This window comes from Marinobacter sp. MDS2 (assembly GCF_030718085.1).
Lineage (GTDB): Bacteria > Pseudomonadota > Gammaproteobacteria > Pseudomonadales > Oleiphilaceae > Marinobacter.
In genome coordinates, this window is sequence record NZ_JAVAJF010000001.1 from 1,077,675 (window position 1) to 1,092,038 (window position 14,364).

General features: G+C 54.6%; 16 protein-coding genes. 3 read left to right on the forward strand and 13 right to left on the reverse strand.

The genetic code is table 11. The features are described 5' to 3' along the window. Positions 1-55: 55 nt before the first annotated feature. The 3 genes from Q9245_RS05145 to Q9245_RS05155 all read right to left on the reverse strand — a co-directional run bounded on the left by Q9245_RS05145 (position 56) and on the right by Q9245_RS05155 (position 3,245). Entirely contained in the window at positions 56-1,360 is a 1,305-nt protein-coding gene (locus tag Q9245_RS05145; protein ID WP_305896141.1) for a ferredoxin reductase family protein, read from the reverse strand. Positions 1,361-1,445: 85 nt separating this feature from the next. Continuing rightward, positions 1,446-1,925, reverse strand: a complete 480-nt coding sequence (locus Q9245_RS05150; protein ID WP_305896142.1) for a peptidylprolyl isomerase — start codon at positions 1,923-1,925, stop codon at positions 1,446-1,448. Between the two features lie 57 nt (positions 1,926-1,982). Continuing rightward, positions 1,983-3,245 (reverse strand): dicarboxylate/amino acid:cation symporter, encoded by a 1,263-nt coding sequence (locus Q9245_RS05155; protein WP_305896143.1) that lies wholly within the window; start codon positions 3,243-3,245, stop codon positions 1,983-1,985. 363 nt (positions 3,246-3,608) lie between these two features. On the opposite strand from Q9245_RS05155, the gene Q9245_RS05160 reads away from it, so the two are divergent. Next, positions 3,609-4,052, forward strand: a complete 444-nt coding sequence (locus Q9245_RS05160; protein ID WP_305896144.1) for a YHS domain-containing (seleno)protein — start codon at positions 3,609-3,611, stop codon at positions 4,050-4,052. A 209-nt stretch (positions 4,053-4,261) separates the two neighbouring features. On the opposite strand, the gene Q9245_RS05165 is transcribed toward Q9245_RS05160, so the two are convergent. The 6 genes from Q9245_RS05165 to Q9245_RS05190 form a co-directional block, all read right to left on the reverse strand. Continuing rightward, positions 4,262-4,588, reverse strand: a complete 327-nt coding sequence (locus Q9245_RS05165) for a hypothetical protein (protein WP_305896145.1) — start codon at positions 4,586-4,588, stop codon at positions 4,262-4,264. 170 nt (positions 4,589-4,758) lie between these two features. Further along, positions 4,759-5,199: a thioredoxin TrxC gene (gene trxC / locus Q9245_RS05170; RefSeq protein ID WP_305896146.1), complete on the reverse strand. Its 441-nt coding sequence runs from the start codon at positions 5,197-5,199 to the stop codon at positions 4,759-4,761. A 213-nt stretch (positions 5,200-5,412) separates the two neighbouring features. Next, the gene (locus Q9245_RS05175; RefSeq protein ID WP_305896147.1) at positions 5,413-5,658 is read right to left on the reverse strand and encodes a hypothetical protein; all 246 of its coding nucleotides are present in this window, start codon (positions 5,656-5,658) and stop codon (positions 5,413-5,415) included. Positions 5,659-5,911: 253 nt separating this feature from the next. Beyond that, a complete protein-coding gene (locus Q9245_RS05180) occupies positions 5,912-9,034 on the reverse strand; it encodes an efflux RND transporter permease subunit (RefSeq protein ID WP_305896148.1) in 3,123 nt (1,040 codons plus the stop codon). After that, positions 9,031-10,326 carry an efflux RND transporter periplasmic adaptor subunit gene (locus tag Q9245_RS05185; protein ID WP_305896149.1) on the reverse strand — a complete coding sequence of 432 codons (1,296 nt, stop codon included), beginning with the start codon at positions 10,324-10,326 and terminating at the stop codon, positions 9,031-9,033. The genes Q9245_RS05180 and Q9245_RS05185 overlap by 4 nt, the downstream gene beginning before the upstream one ends. 5 nt (positions 10,327-10,331) lie before the next feature. Next, positions 10,332-11,600, reverse strand: coding sequence for a TolC family protein (locus tag Q9245_RS05190; RefSeq protein WP_227512601.1), 1,269 nt, complete (start codon positions 11,598-11,600; stop codon positions 10,332-10,334). Positions 11,601-11,866: 266 nt separating this feature from the next. Between Q9245_RS05190 and Q9245_RS05195 the strand changes: the two genes are divergently transcribed. After that, a complete protein-coding gene (locus Q9245_RS05195; protein ID WP_062785085.1) occupies positions 11,867-12,151 on the forward strand; it encodes a hypothetical protein in 285 nt (94 codons plus the stop codon). 149 nt (positions 12,152-12,300) lie between these two features. Next, a complete protein-coding gene (locus tag Q9245_RS05200; protein ID WP_305896150.1) occupies positions 12,301-12,540 on the forward strand; it encodes a hypothetical protein in 240 nt (79 codons plus the stop codon). Between the two features lie 250 nt (positions 12,541-12,790). Here the strand turns inward: Q9245_RS05200 and Q9245_RS05205 are convergent, their stop codons facing one another. Genes Q9245_RS05205 through Q9245_RS05220 form a run of 4 tightly spaced genes read right to left on the reverse strand, consistent with a single transcriptional unit; the run spans position 12,791 to position 14,324 of the window. Then, positions 12,791-12,988, reverse strand: coding sequence for a hypothetical protein (locus Q9245_RS05205; protein ID WP_305896151.1), 198 nt, complete (start codon positions 12,986-12,988; stop codon positions 12,791-12,793). Between the two features lie 46 nt (positions 12,989-13,034). Beyond that, positions 13,035-13,457, reverse strand: a complete 423-nt coding sequence (locus tag Q9245_RS05210) for a cytochrome c (protein WP_022990666.1) — start codon at positions 13,455-13,457, stop codon at positions 13,035-13,037. Continuing rightward, positions 13,454-14,119 (reverse strand): isoprenylcysteine carboxylmethyltransferase family protein, encoded by a 666-nt coding sequence (locus Q9245_RS05215; protein ID WP_305896152.1) that lies wholly within the window; start codon positions 14,117-14,119, stop codon positions 13,454-13,456. The genes Q9245_RS05210 and Q9245_RS05215 overlap by 4 nt, the downstream gene beginning before the upstream one ends. Next, the gene (locus tag Q9245_RS05220) at positions 14,112-14,324 is read right to left on the reverse strand and encodes a DUF2933 domain-containing protein (protein ID WP_305896153.1); all 213 of its coding nucleotides are present in this window, start codon (positions 14,322-14,324) and stop codon (positions 14,112-14,114) included. The genes Q9245_RS05215 and Q9245_RS05220 overlap by 8 nt, the downstream gene beginning before the upstream one ends. Positions 14,325-14,364 lie beyond the last annotated feature (40 nt).

A 14,364-nucleotide genomic window follows, 5' to 3' on the forward strand; every position in this document is an offset into this window, starting at 1 on the left:
CAGCGCCCAGATGGTCATAGACACCCGCCCTCGCGGGCTCAAGCGTTTGAAGGGATTAGTCATAGTTAAAGCGCTCCGACAGGATACGGTGCGAGGGCGTGCCCCTACTCATCAGGTGATCTTCAACGCCATCCATCATGCCCCTCGGGCCGCACATCACGAACAGCCACTCGCTGAACTCCGTCTCTGAAAACACCCGATCCAGCAGCGCGGCATCGATAAGGCCTTTCTCTCCGGGCCAGGCTTCTGGCGGTTCTGACAGCACATAAACCACATCGCCCGCATTCAGCTCGTCGCGATTAGCAACCTGATCAACCACCCGATTGCCATAGAGCACCCTCACCTTACGCGCATCGCCACTCAGCCGCAGTTGTCTGAGTATACTCAGCAGCGGAGCCAAGCCAACGCCACCGGCAATAAGCGCGATCCCGGGCTCATCACGCCCCTCCACGGAAAGATTGCCATAGGGACCATCAAGATACGCAACGGTTCCGGGTTTTATCTGGCCGATGGTTCGTGTGAAATCGCCCAGCTCTCGGATCATAAAGGTTATCTCCGAGCCACTTGCCGGTGCCGAGCAAATGGAAAACGGATTCTCTTTCATCGAGAACGGGCTATGGCCCACATTCAGCCAGACGAACTGCCCTGCTTTATAATCTAAACCACGATGACCCTCCGGTTTTACAGTCAATTCCCACTGCTCTGATGTCAATTGAGTCACGGAAGTCACGCGCCAGGGCCGTGCCTTCTGCAGAAGGGGCACCAGCAGGTAAACGCTGAGTAACGACCCGACAGCCACTCCTGTCATGGCCAGCCACACCCAGGTCATCACAGGCTGTGAACCGTACCGCCCGGCCGAAACGGTGTGATGCAACAACAACACCGCAATCAAGAGCGCGCCTATGCCGTGCAAAAGTCGCCAGGTCTCGTATTTGAAGTCCAGTTGGGTACGCCCGATGGCCAGTAGCGCAAGGGTTGGAAGCAGCAGAAAAGCGGCAATGCCGGATGCCAGAGCCGAAAAATCGGTGGTCAGCGTCAATGCACGGGCTGGATCCCAAGGGCGCGGCCCGCCCGATGGCGTTCCTTGGTAGAGAAACGGATGCAGCAGCGCGAACACCAATGCGGTGCGCGCCATCATCTGGTGCAACCGCATGGTGACGTCCATCCCGACGCCGTTCGAAATGACCTTGAAACGTCCCGACAGAATGAACTCCATGAGCACCATGGAGAAAGCCAGTATGCCAAGGCCAGACGCCAGTTCCTGGTGAAACTGGCGAGGCGGCCCGCCGACCAACGCAGACAAAATCAATGGAAAGGTGACAGCAACAAGGTAAGCAATGATCAAACAGAACGCTTTCATCTACCTTGCCTCGTTCACTTCCCCCGACTCTTTAATCTAGTCTGCTAAAGAGGCCTTGGCAACGAGGTTACAGCTTGCGCACGCCTCAGTGATGACCACCCGGCCCATGGGCGTGGCCGTGTGCGATCTCTTCGGCATCGGCATCGCGCACTTCAATAATCTCGATATCAAAGGTCAGGGTTCTGCCCGCCATCGGGTGGTTGGTGTCCACATCCGCAAACTTGAGGCCAACCTTAGCAACCACCACATGGCGCGGGCCCTGCTCGGTTTGAACTTGAGCAACCATGCCTTTCTTCCAGCGCTTGGCACCCATCAAATGCTTCACCGGCACTCGCTGAATGGCATCTGGCTTGCGGGGGCCGTAGGCTTTCTCTGGCGCGATGGTTACGCTGAAAACCTCGCCTGCCTCGCGGCCTTCCAGAGCTTCTTCCAGCCCCTGAATAACACCACCGTGACCATGCAGATAGGCATTCGGCTGGCCGCCGCGGGAGGTTTCAACAACGGTGTCTTGCTCATCACGCACGCTGTAGTGGAACAACACCACTTTATTCTTTTCGATTTGCATAAGATTCTCTGCAACGGTTAAAAGTACGGCATTATAACCAGCTGTGGCATCAGCGCCCTAAGACAACTGCTGCTCCAGCTCCATCGAGCTTTCCGGCACCGACTCATGCTTCTCCTCAGAACGGCCAATCACCGAGGTAACCACCAGGTCCCCGGTGACATTCATTGCGGTCGCCCCCATACCCACGAGTGCGTCAATCGATACCAGCAAGGCCACGGTTTCAATCGGCAGCCCCACTTGGGCAAACACCGTGGCAATCATCACAATACCCGCCCCCGGCACACCCGCGGTGCCGATAGACGCCAAAGTGCCGATCAGCACAATTTCCAGCATGGTGACGAAGTCCAGTGGCACCCCCACCACATTGGCCGCAAACACAGCGGAAATGGCAATGCGGATCGCCGCGCCGTCCATATTGATGGTAGCCCCCAGCGGCAAGCTGAAACCGTAGATGCGCTGGGGAATTCCCATACGCCGGGCCGCGTTCAACGTCAGTGGCAGCGTCCCGGAACTGCTCTGGGTGGCAAAGGCCGTGGCCACCGGTGCCCGAGCCTCACGAATGAAGCCCGCCAGGCTAACACCATTCAGGCGCATCAAAACCCCGTAGACCACCAGCTGCACCGCCAAAGCGATGTACAGCACTATAACCATATCGCCCAGCGCCAGTATCGTGGCCATACCCTGCTCACCGGCGGTACTGGCAACAATCGCAAACACACCAATCGGCACATACTGAAGAACCCCAGACATCACCTTCATGGTGACATCGTTCAGGCCAGACACCACGTCGTACACCTTGTCTGCGGCTTCCCGGTGAGCTGCAGACTCCCGCAGCTTCAGCAGGGCCACACCAAACACAATCGCGGTGAAAATAATTCCCAGTAGGTTCGGCTCGGCGAAGGCCTCCACAATATTGGCGGGCACAATGTTCAACAGCACCTGAACAAAGCCCGGGTTCTCCGGCACCTCAACGGTGGCAGACGACGATAATTCCAGACCACTACCGGGTTCGAAGAAGGAAGCCACTACCAGCCCCACCGCAATGGCCAGCGCCGACGTCAGCACATAGAAACCCAGCAGCTTCCGGCCCACGCGGCCCATGCTGGAAAGGTTGGCCTGGTTGATGCCCACCATCAGGGTAAACAGCACAATCGGCACGATCAGAAACTTCAACAACTTCAGCAGCAGTTCCCCGAGCGGATTCAACCATTCGGCCACCACGGGGCCGCCGACAAGGCCAACCACCAAACCCAGAACCAGCGCAATACCAATGCGCAGCACCAGCGAAGACTTCAAATAAACATCCAGTACAGCTTTCATAGGGGCTCCCGTTAAACCCTGGCCCGTTAATGAGCAAGCGATTAAATACGTTAGGCGGGGGATTCTGGTCAGCACCGGGCTATGGGTAAACCTGTATTCCCACGTACGTTACTCACAGAAGCTGTGGATAACATTGTTGGGAAGCTAGGGTTAAACCGGCATAAGCCTTGTGGCGCAAGGCTTCGGGAGAGTTGATGCAAAATTGGCCTATATGCGAAGGCTATATGGATATAGAGAATCCGTCTCAGCAGGGGCAGTATGGCCAAGATCGGGAACATGCCAAGCCGCTGCCGGTCAAAACGAACAACCGGGAAGATAAATGCGCCGCACGGGCAAAGCCTCCCGCCCTTCGAGGACACCGACATGACCAAACGACTGGCACTCTTCACCTTCGTACTCTGCGTGGCCACTGGCGCATTGGCGGCCGAACCTGCCGTTTACACGGGCTTGCTGAGCAATACGGGCGCAGGCGGCTACGACACGGTGAGCTACTTCGAGACGGGAAAAGCCACAAAAGGCTCGGGCGATTACACCACCGAGTATCAAGGTGCGACCTGGCGATTCGCAAATGCAGAAAACCTGGCGCGTTTCGAGGCCAACCCCGAATACTTCGCTCCGGCCTATGGCGGTTACTGTGCCTGGGCAGTCGCCCAAGGCTATCTGGCTAAAGGTGACCCACAACACTGGACCATCCGGGACGACCGCCTGTACCTAAACTACAGTCAGTCCATACAGGACCGATGGCTGAAGAATCCCGATGGGTTCATTCAGCAGGCGAACGCCAATTGGCCAAGCGTTCTGGAATAGTGACCTCGTAGCGCCCAGCTCATCGATCCGGGCCGCCAAACTCAAAACTGCCACGAACTTTACTCACAAAAGCTGTGGATAACTGTGTTGGGAACCTCGGATTAACCACTCAAAAGCCCCGTACTATGGGGGCTCGGGGAAATTGATGTTAAAACCGTCAACTTAGTTTAGGACGGGACACACAGATCAAATAGCAGGCTGTTCGCATTTCAGCAGTTGCCTTTTTTGGCTTGACCCGGTGGGCAGAAATGGCCACGAGACTTCCGGTGAGATCCACGATCGTCGTAGTCATAACGACGGCGATCATAATCGCGATCGTGTTCTCTGTGGTCTTTGGTGGTAATGGCTGCTCCCGTTGCCGCACCTACGGCGCCGCCGAAAATAGCGCCATCTTTGCCACCTACCTCGTTGCCGATGGCAGCTCCAATTGCTCCTCCAATACCGCCACCCAGCGCGGCATCGGCGGTGTCATCGGCAACGGCTCCCAATGAGGCAGCACTCAGAGACAAAAATACGAGCAGTGATTTCATGTTCATGATGTAAATCCCCTGGTTCGGGTGGTCTGACCCGCCCAATATGACGGGCAGAAGAGCATTTTCTCCATCGCCCCATCAGGCACTTGTCAATTTTGAACCATTCGAGATTATCAGAAGCACACTAGAGCACGCCCTTACCTTTTATTTATATTTCAACAGGTTAAGAATATTTAACGGATACCGTTCGATTGCAGCCACTGGTTAATCTGCGCTTGATTCATGGCACCGCTTTGGCGGGCGACTTCCCGGCCGTTCTGAAACAAAATCAGGGTGGGTATGCTGCGAATCGCGAACTGACCGGCCGGCCCAGGCGCTTGTTCGGTGTTCAGCTTGGCAAACCGCACTTTCCCACGCCAGTCTTTCGCGGCCTGCTCGAACTGGGGGGCCATCGCTTTACACGGGCCACACCAACTGGCCCAGAAGTCCACCAGCACAGGCACATCGCTGCGTTTCGTGTGTGCGGCAAAACTCTGGTCCGTCAGCTCCAGAATCTGATCCGGCCACAGCGGTTGTTTACAGGCGCCACAATTGCCGCCGGATGACAACTTCTCGGCCGGTACACGGTTCGCTTTGTGGCAATGGGGGCACACCAGGTGTCGAACGTCAGTCATAATGCATCTGCCTCTGATGGGTTAGTTGAAGGAATAATCAGGGCATAAGAAGAGAAATCAAGCAACGCGAAAGCTGCGGCCCCATAACATGTAGGCAACAACGACGACCGCCTGCTCCTGAACTACAACCAGACACTTCAAAACCTAAAGCTGGTAGACCTCGAAAGACTCATTCAGCAGGCGGACGCGAACTGGCCAAGAGTACTGGAACTGTTACATCGCAGCGTCCAGCTCATCAATCGCTTTATTAAGCACCTTTACAGACTCACCATGCTTACCCTGGTTGTGCAGCGACTGCCCCCTATCCCGAAGTTCCTTGATCCGAGTTTCCGTTGCACTGTCCAGTTGAACCATCTTCAGTTGTTCATCAATCTTGTGCACCAGCGTAGGACAATGGCTGGCGAAAACGCTGCTTGCAAAAAACACCGTGAATAACAGAACCGTAAGATAACGCATCATAGCTCCCCCTTTATTCACACGCCTTTGTTGAGTATAGACGACCAAGCCTAGCTAGGCGGTTTGGTAACGTCATCAGAAGTTGGCCGCAGTTCGGCACCATGAATTGGCCACTCCGGTCGCAAAGCGAACGTTCAGGCAAATAGATTTTGGAATATGCGCAGTAGACGGGTAGGCACCCTGCGAATGATCGTGATAACCGGTAAAGACGTGATAGCAAGGTGCCAGGCTGAATCCTGGCACCTTGCTATCGGCGTTACTCACCAAGAGTTCGCTGTTTCCAGAGATAAAAGAGCACAGGAATCACCAGCAGCGCCAGAATGACAGCGGAAATCATACCGCCCACCATAGGTGCCGCAATCCGGCCCATCACCTCCGACCCTGTACCGGTGCCAATCATAATGGGCACAAGCCCCCCGATAATGGCGGCCGCCGTCATCATGATTGGCCGAACCCGCATACCGGCACCGTGTAGTACGGCATGGCGGAGGGTTTCTCGCCTTGGCGTCAGCCCTTTGTCATCACACGTTTCCAGCATTGCGTTATAAGCCTGATTCAAATACACCAGCATGATCACCCCAATCTCTACCGCAACGCCGGCCAGCGCAATGAAACCGACACCGACGGCTACCGAAAAATTATAACCAAGCAGATACATCAGCCAGATAGCACCGATCATCGCAAACGGTAGCGTGCCCATAATAATCCCCACTTCGGCAAAACGGCGGAAGTTAAGAAACAGCAGGATGACGATGATGGCCAGCGTTAACGGCACCACATAGGTCAGTTTTTCCTTCGCACGGAGCATGTACTCATACTGACCAGACCAGTTGATTGAATAACCGGGAGGTAGATCCAGCTCTTCACTCACGGTAACCATGGCCTGTTCAACATAGGTGCCTACGTCGACACCCTCAATATCCACAAAGGTCCAGCCGTTCAGGCGGGCATTCTCACTCTTAATGGCCGGCGGGCCATCCTCCACGCCGATCTCCGCCACATCTGCCAGGGCAATGCGCTGGCCGGATGCGGTCACGATGGGCAGTTGCTCCAGCTTCTCGGGCGAATCCCGGTAGTCTTCCGGATAACGAAGATTAATGGGATACCGCTCAAGTCCCTCGATGGTTCTGGAAACGTTGATTCCACCAATAGCGGAGGCCACTACCTGCTGAACATCAGCGATATTCAGCCCATAACGAGCGGCACGCTCACGATCAATATCCACCTTGATGTAGCGGCCCCCAGCGACTCGCTCAGAGTAAACGGAGGCTGTACCGGGGATGTCGACCATGACTTCCTCAAGGCGTTTACCGATGTTCTGGATGACGGTAAGGTCCGGACCGGCAATCTTGATGCCCACCGGCGTTTTAATACCCGTTGCCAGCATATCGATGCGCGTGATGATCGGCATAACCCAGGCATTGGTTACCCCCGGGAACCGAATCAGAGTATTGAGCTCCTGCTTCAGCTTTTCGGTGGTCATGCCTTCCCGCCATTGATCCCTCGGCTTGAGCTGGATGAAGGTCTCGATCATCGTCAATGGAGCCGGATCGGTAGCGGTATCCGCCCGCCCCACTTTGCCGAACACGGTTTCGACTTCGGGTACGGTGGCAATCAGCTTGTCCGTTTGCTGCAACAGTTCCCGAGCCTTACCAATGGAGATACCCGGGTAGGTGGTGGGCATGTACATCAGGTCGCCTTCATCCAGTGGCGGGATGAATTCACTGCCGATTTTGGTGGCTGGCCAAAGGCCCACAGCCAATGCCAGCAACGCAACAATAACCGTCGTTTTCGGGAAGCGTAACACCAGCTTCAGCACCGGCACATAAACGCCAACCAGCAGGCGGTTCACGGGGTTCTTGTGCTCCGGCAGCACCTTGCCGCGAATGAAATAGCCCATCAGCACCGGCACCAGCGTCACCGCCAGGGCCGCACTCGCCGCCATGGCGTAGGTTTTGGTGAACGCCAGGGGAGAAAACATCCGCCCTTCCTGCGCCTCCAGGGCAAACACCGGCACAAAACTGACGGTAATGATCAGGAGCGAGAAAAACAGCGCGGGCCCGACCTCAGAGGCTGACCGTGCAACGACTTCCCATCGGTTCTCAGACGTTAACGGGGTTCGCTCCATGTGTTTGTGCATGTTCTCGATCATTACAATAGCACCATCAATCATGGCGCCGATGGCGATGGCAATCCCCCCGAGTGACATGATGTTGGCATTGATGCCTTGCCAGTGCATGACGATAAAGGCCGCCAGAATACCCACGGGAAGGCTGAGAATCGCCACCAGCGACGAGCGCACGTGGAACAGGAAGACGATGCACACCAGGCCCACCACCAGAAACTCTTCAAGCAGCTTGAAGCCGAGATTATTGACCGCCCGCTCAATCAGACCAGAGCGATCGTAAACCGTCACCACCTCGACGCCTTCAGGCAAACTGGATTTCAGGTCTTCCAGTTTCGCCTTCACGCCATTAATGGTTGCCTGAGCGTTCTCACCAAAGCGCATCACCACAACACCGCCGACGGTTTCACCTTCCCCATTCAGTTCGGCAACCCCACGCCGCATCTGCGGGCCAACTTCAACGGTGGCCACATCTTTCAGCAATATGGGGGTACCGTTGTCATCGAGTCCTAATGGAATCGACAGAAGATCCTCACGGGATTTTATATAGCCAGACGTGCGCACCATGTATTCCGCCTCGGCCATCTCGATGACGGAGGCGCCCACTTCCTGGTTGCCTCTCTTGATGGCGTTCTGGATGTGAGCCAGAGGAATTCCCAGCGCCCTGAGTTTTTCCGGGCTGACCTTGACCTGGTACTGCTTCACCATACCGCCTAGCGCAGCCACCTCAGAGACACCCGGCACCGTTTGCAGTTCGTACTTCAGGAACCAGTCCTGCAGGCTGCGCAACTGGCTTAGGTCCTGGTTCCCAGTGCGGTCTACCAGCGCATACAGGTAAACCCAGCCAACTCCGGTAGCGTCTGGCCCGAGCTGAGGCCTTGCAGAGTCTGGAAGGCTGGGCGCAACCTGGGACAGGTATTCCAGTACCCGGGAGCGGGCCCAGTACATGTCGGTGTCTTCATCGAAGATCACGTAAACATAGGAGTCACCGAAGAACGAGTATCCCCTGACCGTTTTCGCGCCCGGTACCGAGAGCATGGCTGTCGTCATCGGGTAGGTCACTTGGTCTTCCACCACCTGCGGCGCCTGGCCCGGGAAACTGGTTTTGATAATGACCTGCACATCGGACAGATCCGGCAGAGCATCCACCGGCGTTTGTTTCAGCGAATAAAGGCCGAGCCCTGTGATAAGCAACGTCGCCAGCAACACCAGGAAGCGGTTACGAATAGACCAGTGAATAATAGCGGCAATCATGACTCGCCTCCGCCATGGCTCATGGTGCTGTGATCCATGCCTTCATGATCCATCCCCTGCTCATCCATATCCTGAGGCGATGACATCCGTTGGAAGTCCGAGGTTTTGCTGGATTCCGAATCGATTAGGAACTGGGCGGATGTGACCACCGTGTCGCCTGGCGAGAGGCCATTGAGTATTTCCGCATACTTGTCGCCGACGCGCCCAACGTTCACGTTAACCGACTTGAAGGCGCCCTCTTCCATCGACAGAACCAGTCGATCGCTCTGTCCGGTGCGGATGACCGACTCCCGTGGCACCAGAAACTGCCGCTGTCCCCGTTCGCCCTGAACATCCAGGCGAGCGAACATGCCTGGCATCAGAACACCATCATCGTTATCAAAGCGCATCCGCACTTGCGCCGTCCGGGTTTTCGGGTTCACTTCGGGGTAGACGTAATCCACGTTTCCGCGCCACTCGCGACCGGGCATGTAATCCAGCGTCATCTGTACCCGATTACCAGCCTCTACGGCGGAAAGCTGGCTTTCAAACACTTCGCCGATCACCCAGACCTCATCCAGTGCGGCAATCGATAAAACCCGGTTTCCGGGCTTGATGAACATACCCTCACGAACATTCAGATTCTCGATCACCCCGGAACCCGGAGCGTAAACCGTCATGGTTCTCTGGACTTCGCGCTTCTGGCGCAGTTGGCTGATCAGACTAGCCGGTACGTTCAGCGCCAACAATCGCTCGGTAGCAGCATCAACCAGTCTCTGATTGCCACGGTTCATCGCGAGAAGCAGTTCTTCCTGCGCATTCACAAGGGTGGGCGAGTACAGCGTGTACAAAGGCTTGCCTTGCTCAACAGGCTCGCCCTCGGCTTTGACATAAAGCGCTTCGATCCAGCCTTCAACACGAGGGTGCACGTGGGCCATCTCGTCTTCGTTGTACTGCACGTAGCCTACGGTAGTAATGTTGTTAGGCAGGCGCCCCTGAATCACCGGCTCCGTTCGAACCCCAAGGTTGTTGACGACCGTTGGTGAAATTCGGACCGTGCCGGCTGGATCCTCAGCTGACCCACCCTCCTCGTATACCGGGATCAGATCCATCCCCATCGGGGATTTTCCGGGTTTGTCACTTTTGAAATTGGGGTCCATCGGGGCTACCCAATACAGCGGCTCCTTTGGGCCAGAAGCGGCCATTTCAGCTGCAGGCGTCGAAGTCGCGCCAGTGTCAAGCCAGTACGTGGCCCCTGCACCGGCGAGGCCGCCGAGCAATACAAAGCCCAAAGGGCGAGCAAAATTAGCCATGATGGTCAGTCCTGGTAACGATTCAGTGAAAAGGAAGGTATGTCGGAAGTGTCGGACGTCAGATAACGGAAACTCGCCAGATTCTTGGCCCGCTCGGCCATCATCTGTATCAATTCAACCTGGGTATTAAGCTCTGCAATTCGCGCTCGTACCGCTTCGGCGAAGTCGCCGTCATCGTTGTTGTAAGCAGTCAATGCTGCGCTTGCCTGCGCCTCCATTTGCGGCAGCAGGGTCTGTTCATAGAGCTCTATGCGGTCATCCAGTCGTTCGATCCGGGCCACGGCCGCACGGGCTTTGGCCTGAAGTCCCCGGATCTGCAAAATACGTTCTGTTTTTGCCGCCTCCAGTCGCGCCACTGATGCATTCAGTTTTCGATCCTGCCGGTTGCCTGTAAAGATCGGGAGATCAAAGCCAATGCCTACAGAAAACAGGTCGGCCCTGTCCTGACCGTTTGGTGCCCGCTCCCTGTATCCATATTGTGCAGATACTGACCATTCCGGCTTGTAGGCCTGGCGAGCCAGGTCAACGTCAACACTCTGGGCATCAATCAACTGATCAGTCGCGCGGATTGACGGATGACGGATCAGTGCCTCTGCGGATGTTTCAGCCCAGCCCAGAGGAAACACTCTCAGCAACTCGTTGGGTACATCTTTACTGACAGCCAGCTTGGCTTGGTCCGGGCCTATCCACTCTGCCAGCGCCTCGCGGTTCGATGCCTGTTGCAAATGCAGCACCGTCAGCCGGTCCTCAAGTCGCGTCAGTTCCAGCGAGGCACGGATTACATCCTGCTGCCTGGAACCTATGCTTGCTGAGGTATACCCGGCCTCGGCGACATCCTCTAACTGCTGAAACAGAGCACGATTATCTTCAATCAGTTCGATGCTTTGCTGGGTTCGCCAGACCTCAAGCCAGAGATGCGCTACCGATTCCATGACCTGCGCCCGGCGGTTCTCGCGCCGAAAAGGCTGAACGCCTGCCATTTCCTGCTTTTTTTCACTGGCCAGCTGACGGCTATCACCTCGCGGAATTTGCTGGGTAAATCCAATGGTGGCCTGAGTCATTGCCTCCTGTCCGGTATCGAAAGTATCCGTGGGCAAATTCGCGGCACCAAGCGTCATCCGGGGGTCCGGGAGTGCCCCATCGGCAACAGCTTCTTCCAACAGAGCATCTTGCATCTGCACACTCTGACGCAGCCACGGATCGTTCTCGATGGCCGCATCAATCGCGCCGGTTAACTCAAGTCTGGTTGCCGTCCAAGCGGGCAAACTGGTCAAAACCAGAGCACCGAGAAAGGCCGGCTTTATAAGGTGAGGAAGAAATGACAACGTTATATCTCCATTGAAATGTTTCTGAATCGCAATCTTATAGCGCTTATCTGAAACCAAACTGAATTGCAGAACGAAAATGCACAATTTGATTTATATCAAGATACTGTTATTCCTGAAAAAAATTACTTTATTTTAAATTTTCTTGTTTCTTTCAGGATCAATTCAGAAACCGATGTTTTAATTAAATCACCAACCAACTAGGAGGTGTAAAAATGAAAAATTTACTTATATTTGCAGCAGCAGTTACTGTTTCAACGTCCGTACTCGCCGGAAACATGTCAGACAGTAAGGACATGAAGGCCATGCACAGCCAAATGATGGACAAATCATCCATTGAAGAAATACTTAAGAATGAAGAGATGCAGCGCTTACACAGAGACATGACACGTAATGCGATGTCCGAAGGGGGCTTTGAGGCTCGCGTGCAAATGATGACGGAAGAAGGCCGGGCTTATCACAAAGCTCTGAAACAAAGGCAAAAAAATACCGCAGGGTAATCCCTGCGGTAAAGTCAACTCGTGGAGACGCAAGCGTCGGCTGGCTCGGGCTTCGAGCAGTCGACGTCCTGATCACGCTCAAGTAAATCACAGAAAACTGAAACTGAACTGAATTTATTGAACGGTTTAAGGCAATTAAGGAGAGCATCATGAAAAAAATCATTATCGCTGCCGCAGCTGCCACTTTATTTTCTACCATGGCCACTGCCAATTCAGGATTGGCCGATCGGATTAATGAAGCGCGCACTTACCCGAACAAAACAGTCGACACGAAAACCAGAATGATGACCTGTATGAAATACATGCAATCTCAAAAAGATATGAAGGGGTCAAATATCAATCAACAAGAAATAAGATCAGGTATAAATGCACATCACAATCATACTTAAATAATTCCAGAAAGTCAGAGCAAAATCAGTAGTCGACTGTCTCTTAGAACGACAGTCGACTATTTATTCAATTTTTAACATCCAGAAGATACTTTATTTCACTTCCACGGCGCTTCTTCATTTGGCTCTCAGAGTCAACCATCCAAGAAACATCCATTTGACAACCAGGACCGTTATCAGTGGCAAGAAAACCCATTGTGCAAGAGGAAGTACCCCTGTGTCTGTCTATGTGACTACCGACAATAACTCGCTATAATTCCATCTTAAACCTGCCGAACCATCCAGGCCTCCAGGTCCAGTATTCGGTTTCGATACGCATGGTGAAACGGCCGTGGTTGCTGTCCGACCACAGGGTGGCCTCCATCCCCTCAATCAATGATTCCGCCGAGGGCGCACCACCCAGCGCACTGCCCGGAAAAACACTTAGAAAGCCACCACCCATAAGCATTTCATACGCTGCCTCCTTGAGTTAATCGTCTGATTACCCAGAGAAATCAGAGCCCACTCCTTTCAGACCATGCCTCATAGATCCGCTTGTCCCATTTGCTCTGGAAATAGGCGATAGCGGCTTTTTGATCGTCCCTGGAGAGCTCGTCTGCGAAGGCCGGCATTTTCCCACCCATGGGGGCGCCACCTTGACTAATTGTACCCATCAGCGTGTCGAAGGAATGGTGCCAGGCATGACCTGTTCCGTTGAGCGGTGGCGGCGGGTAAGAGCCATCCTTCAGAGTCTTTTTCCAATTGAAAGCGCCTTGGGCATTGCCGCCATGGCAGCTTGCGCAGTTGTCGTCGAACACCACTGCGCCGCGCTCGACCTCAGCCTGTGTGTACCAGCGGTCATCCACCGTCTGTTTACCGCAGCCGCTGATTAGTGCGACTGCAAGAACGCCTACTGAGATAGTTGCCCCATGCATCATTCTTGTTCCTCGATTTGCTTGCGCCTCAAATTCCTCAATTGAGGAATAAAACGGGGAGTTCTGGCTGAATAGGCCCGCCAATCGGAGCCGAACGTTTTTTCTGTTTCACGCTCCTCATACAAAGACAGGCGCGAGTACATCCACACCAGCACCGGGAACATGGCCAGCGTCAGCAGCGTGGGCCATTGCAACAGAAAACCGAACATGATGAGCACAAAGCCGGAATATTGGGGGTGGCGAACGTGGACATACAGGCCGGTTGTGGCCAACTGCCCTGCCTTTTGCGCGGCATACAGGGTACGCCAGCCAGCCGCAATCAGATAAAACCCGAGGCCAATAAACACTGTGCTCAAGAGATGAAACGGCCCAAAGTGTGGGGAACCCTTCCAACCAAACAGCATTTCCAGCAAGTGGCCACTGTCGTGAGCCAACCAGTTCACGTCGGGATACTGGCTCTGCAGCCAGCCGGAGAGGAAGTAGAGCGTCAGCGGGAACCCGTACATCTCGGTGAACAGTGCCACCAGAAACGCGCTGAAGGCACCAAACGAACGCCAGTCCCGGCGGGTCTGCGGTTTGAAAAAACTGAAGGCGAAGAATATGAAAATCGCCGAATTCAGCACCACTAGGCTCCAAAGGCCATAATCCGATGCACCATCAGTCATCACGCTGCTCTCCACTCTTTCCCGGTTGCTCTGCCTGGTGGTTATGTCCTCCATGCCCTCCGTGCATAAAAATATGGATCAGCGGACAAGCAAGCAGTATCAGCCAGGGCAAGGCGCCAAGCAGATGAACCTTGTGTTCTCCCCAGAGTAAAACCAGTGCGATAACGGCAAACATTGCCAAAGTAATTTTAAAGCGTCGATCCATGAGCGGTTCCTTTGCGAAAAAGCCAGTGTCAGAACAGAGT

Excerpts from the sequence above, each read along its gene's own strand:
- Q9245_RS05145 (WP_305896141.1), bottom strand. The coding sequence starts at position 1,360 with ATGAAAGCGTTCTGTTTGATCATTGCTTACCTTGTTGCTGTCACCTTT.
- Q9245_RS05150 (WP_305896142.1), bottom strand. The coding sequence starts at position 1,925 with ATGCAAATCGAAAAGAATAAAGTGGTGTTGTTCCACTACAGCGTGCGT.
- Q9245_RS05155 (WP_305896143.1), bottom strand. The coding sequence starts at position 3,245 with ATGAAAGCTGTACTGGATGTTTATTTGAAGTCTTCGCTGGTGCTGCGC.
- Q9245_RS05160 (WP_305896144.1), top strand. The coding sequence starts at position 3,609 with ATGACCAAACGACTGGCACTCTTCACCTTCGTACTCTGCGTGGCCACT.
- Q9245_RS05165 (WP_305896145.1), bottom strand. The coding sequence starts at position 4,588 with ATGAACATGAAATCACTGCTCGTATTTTTGTCTCTGAGTGCTGCCTCA.
- trxC (WP_305896146.1), bottom strand. The coding sequence starts at position 5,199 with ATGACTGACGTTCGACACCTGGTGTGCCCCCATTGCCACAAAGCGAAC.
- Q9245_RS05175 (WP_305896147.1), bottom strand. The coding sequence starts at position 5,658 with ATGATGCGTTATCTTACGGTTCTGTTATTCACGGTGTTTTTTGCAAGC.
- Q9245_RS05180 (WP_305896148.1), bottom strand. The coding sequence starts at position 9,034 with ATGATTGCCGCTATTATTCACTGGTCTATTCGTAACCGCTTCCTGGTG.
- Q9245_RS05185 (WP_305896149.1), bottom strand. The coding sequence starts at position 10,326 with ATGGCTAATTTTGCTCGCCCTTTGGGCTTTGTATTGCTCGGCGGCCTC.
- Q9245_RS05195 (WP_062785085.1), top strand. The coding sequence starts at position 11,867 with ATGAAAAATTTACTTATATTTGCAGCAGCAGTTACTGTTTCAACGTCC.
- Q9245_RS05200 (WP_305896150.1), top strand. The coding sequence starts at position 12,301 with ATGAAAAAAATCATTATCGCTGCCGCAGCTGCCACTTTATTTTCTACC.
- Q9245_RS05205 (WP_305896151.1), bottom strand. The coding sequence starts at position 12,988 with ATGCTTATGGGTGGTGGCTTTCTAAGTGTTTTTCCGGGCAGTGCGCTG.
- Q9245_RS05210 (WP_022990666.1), bottom strand. The coding sequence starts at position 13,457 with ATGATGCATGGGGCAACTATCTCAGTAGGCGTTCTTGCAGTCGCACTA.
- Q9245_RS05215 (WP_305896152.1), bottom strand. The coding sequence starts at position 14,119 with ATGACTGATGGTGCATCGGATTATGGCCTTTGGAGCCTAGTGGTGCTG.
- Q9245_RS05220 (WP_305896153.1), bottom strand. The coding sequence starts at position 14,324 with ATGGATCGACGCTTTAAAATTACTTTGGCAATGTTTGCCGTTATCGCA.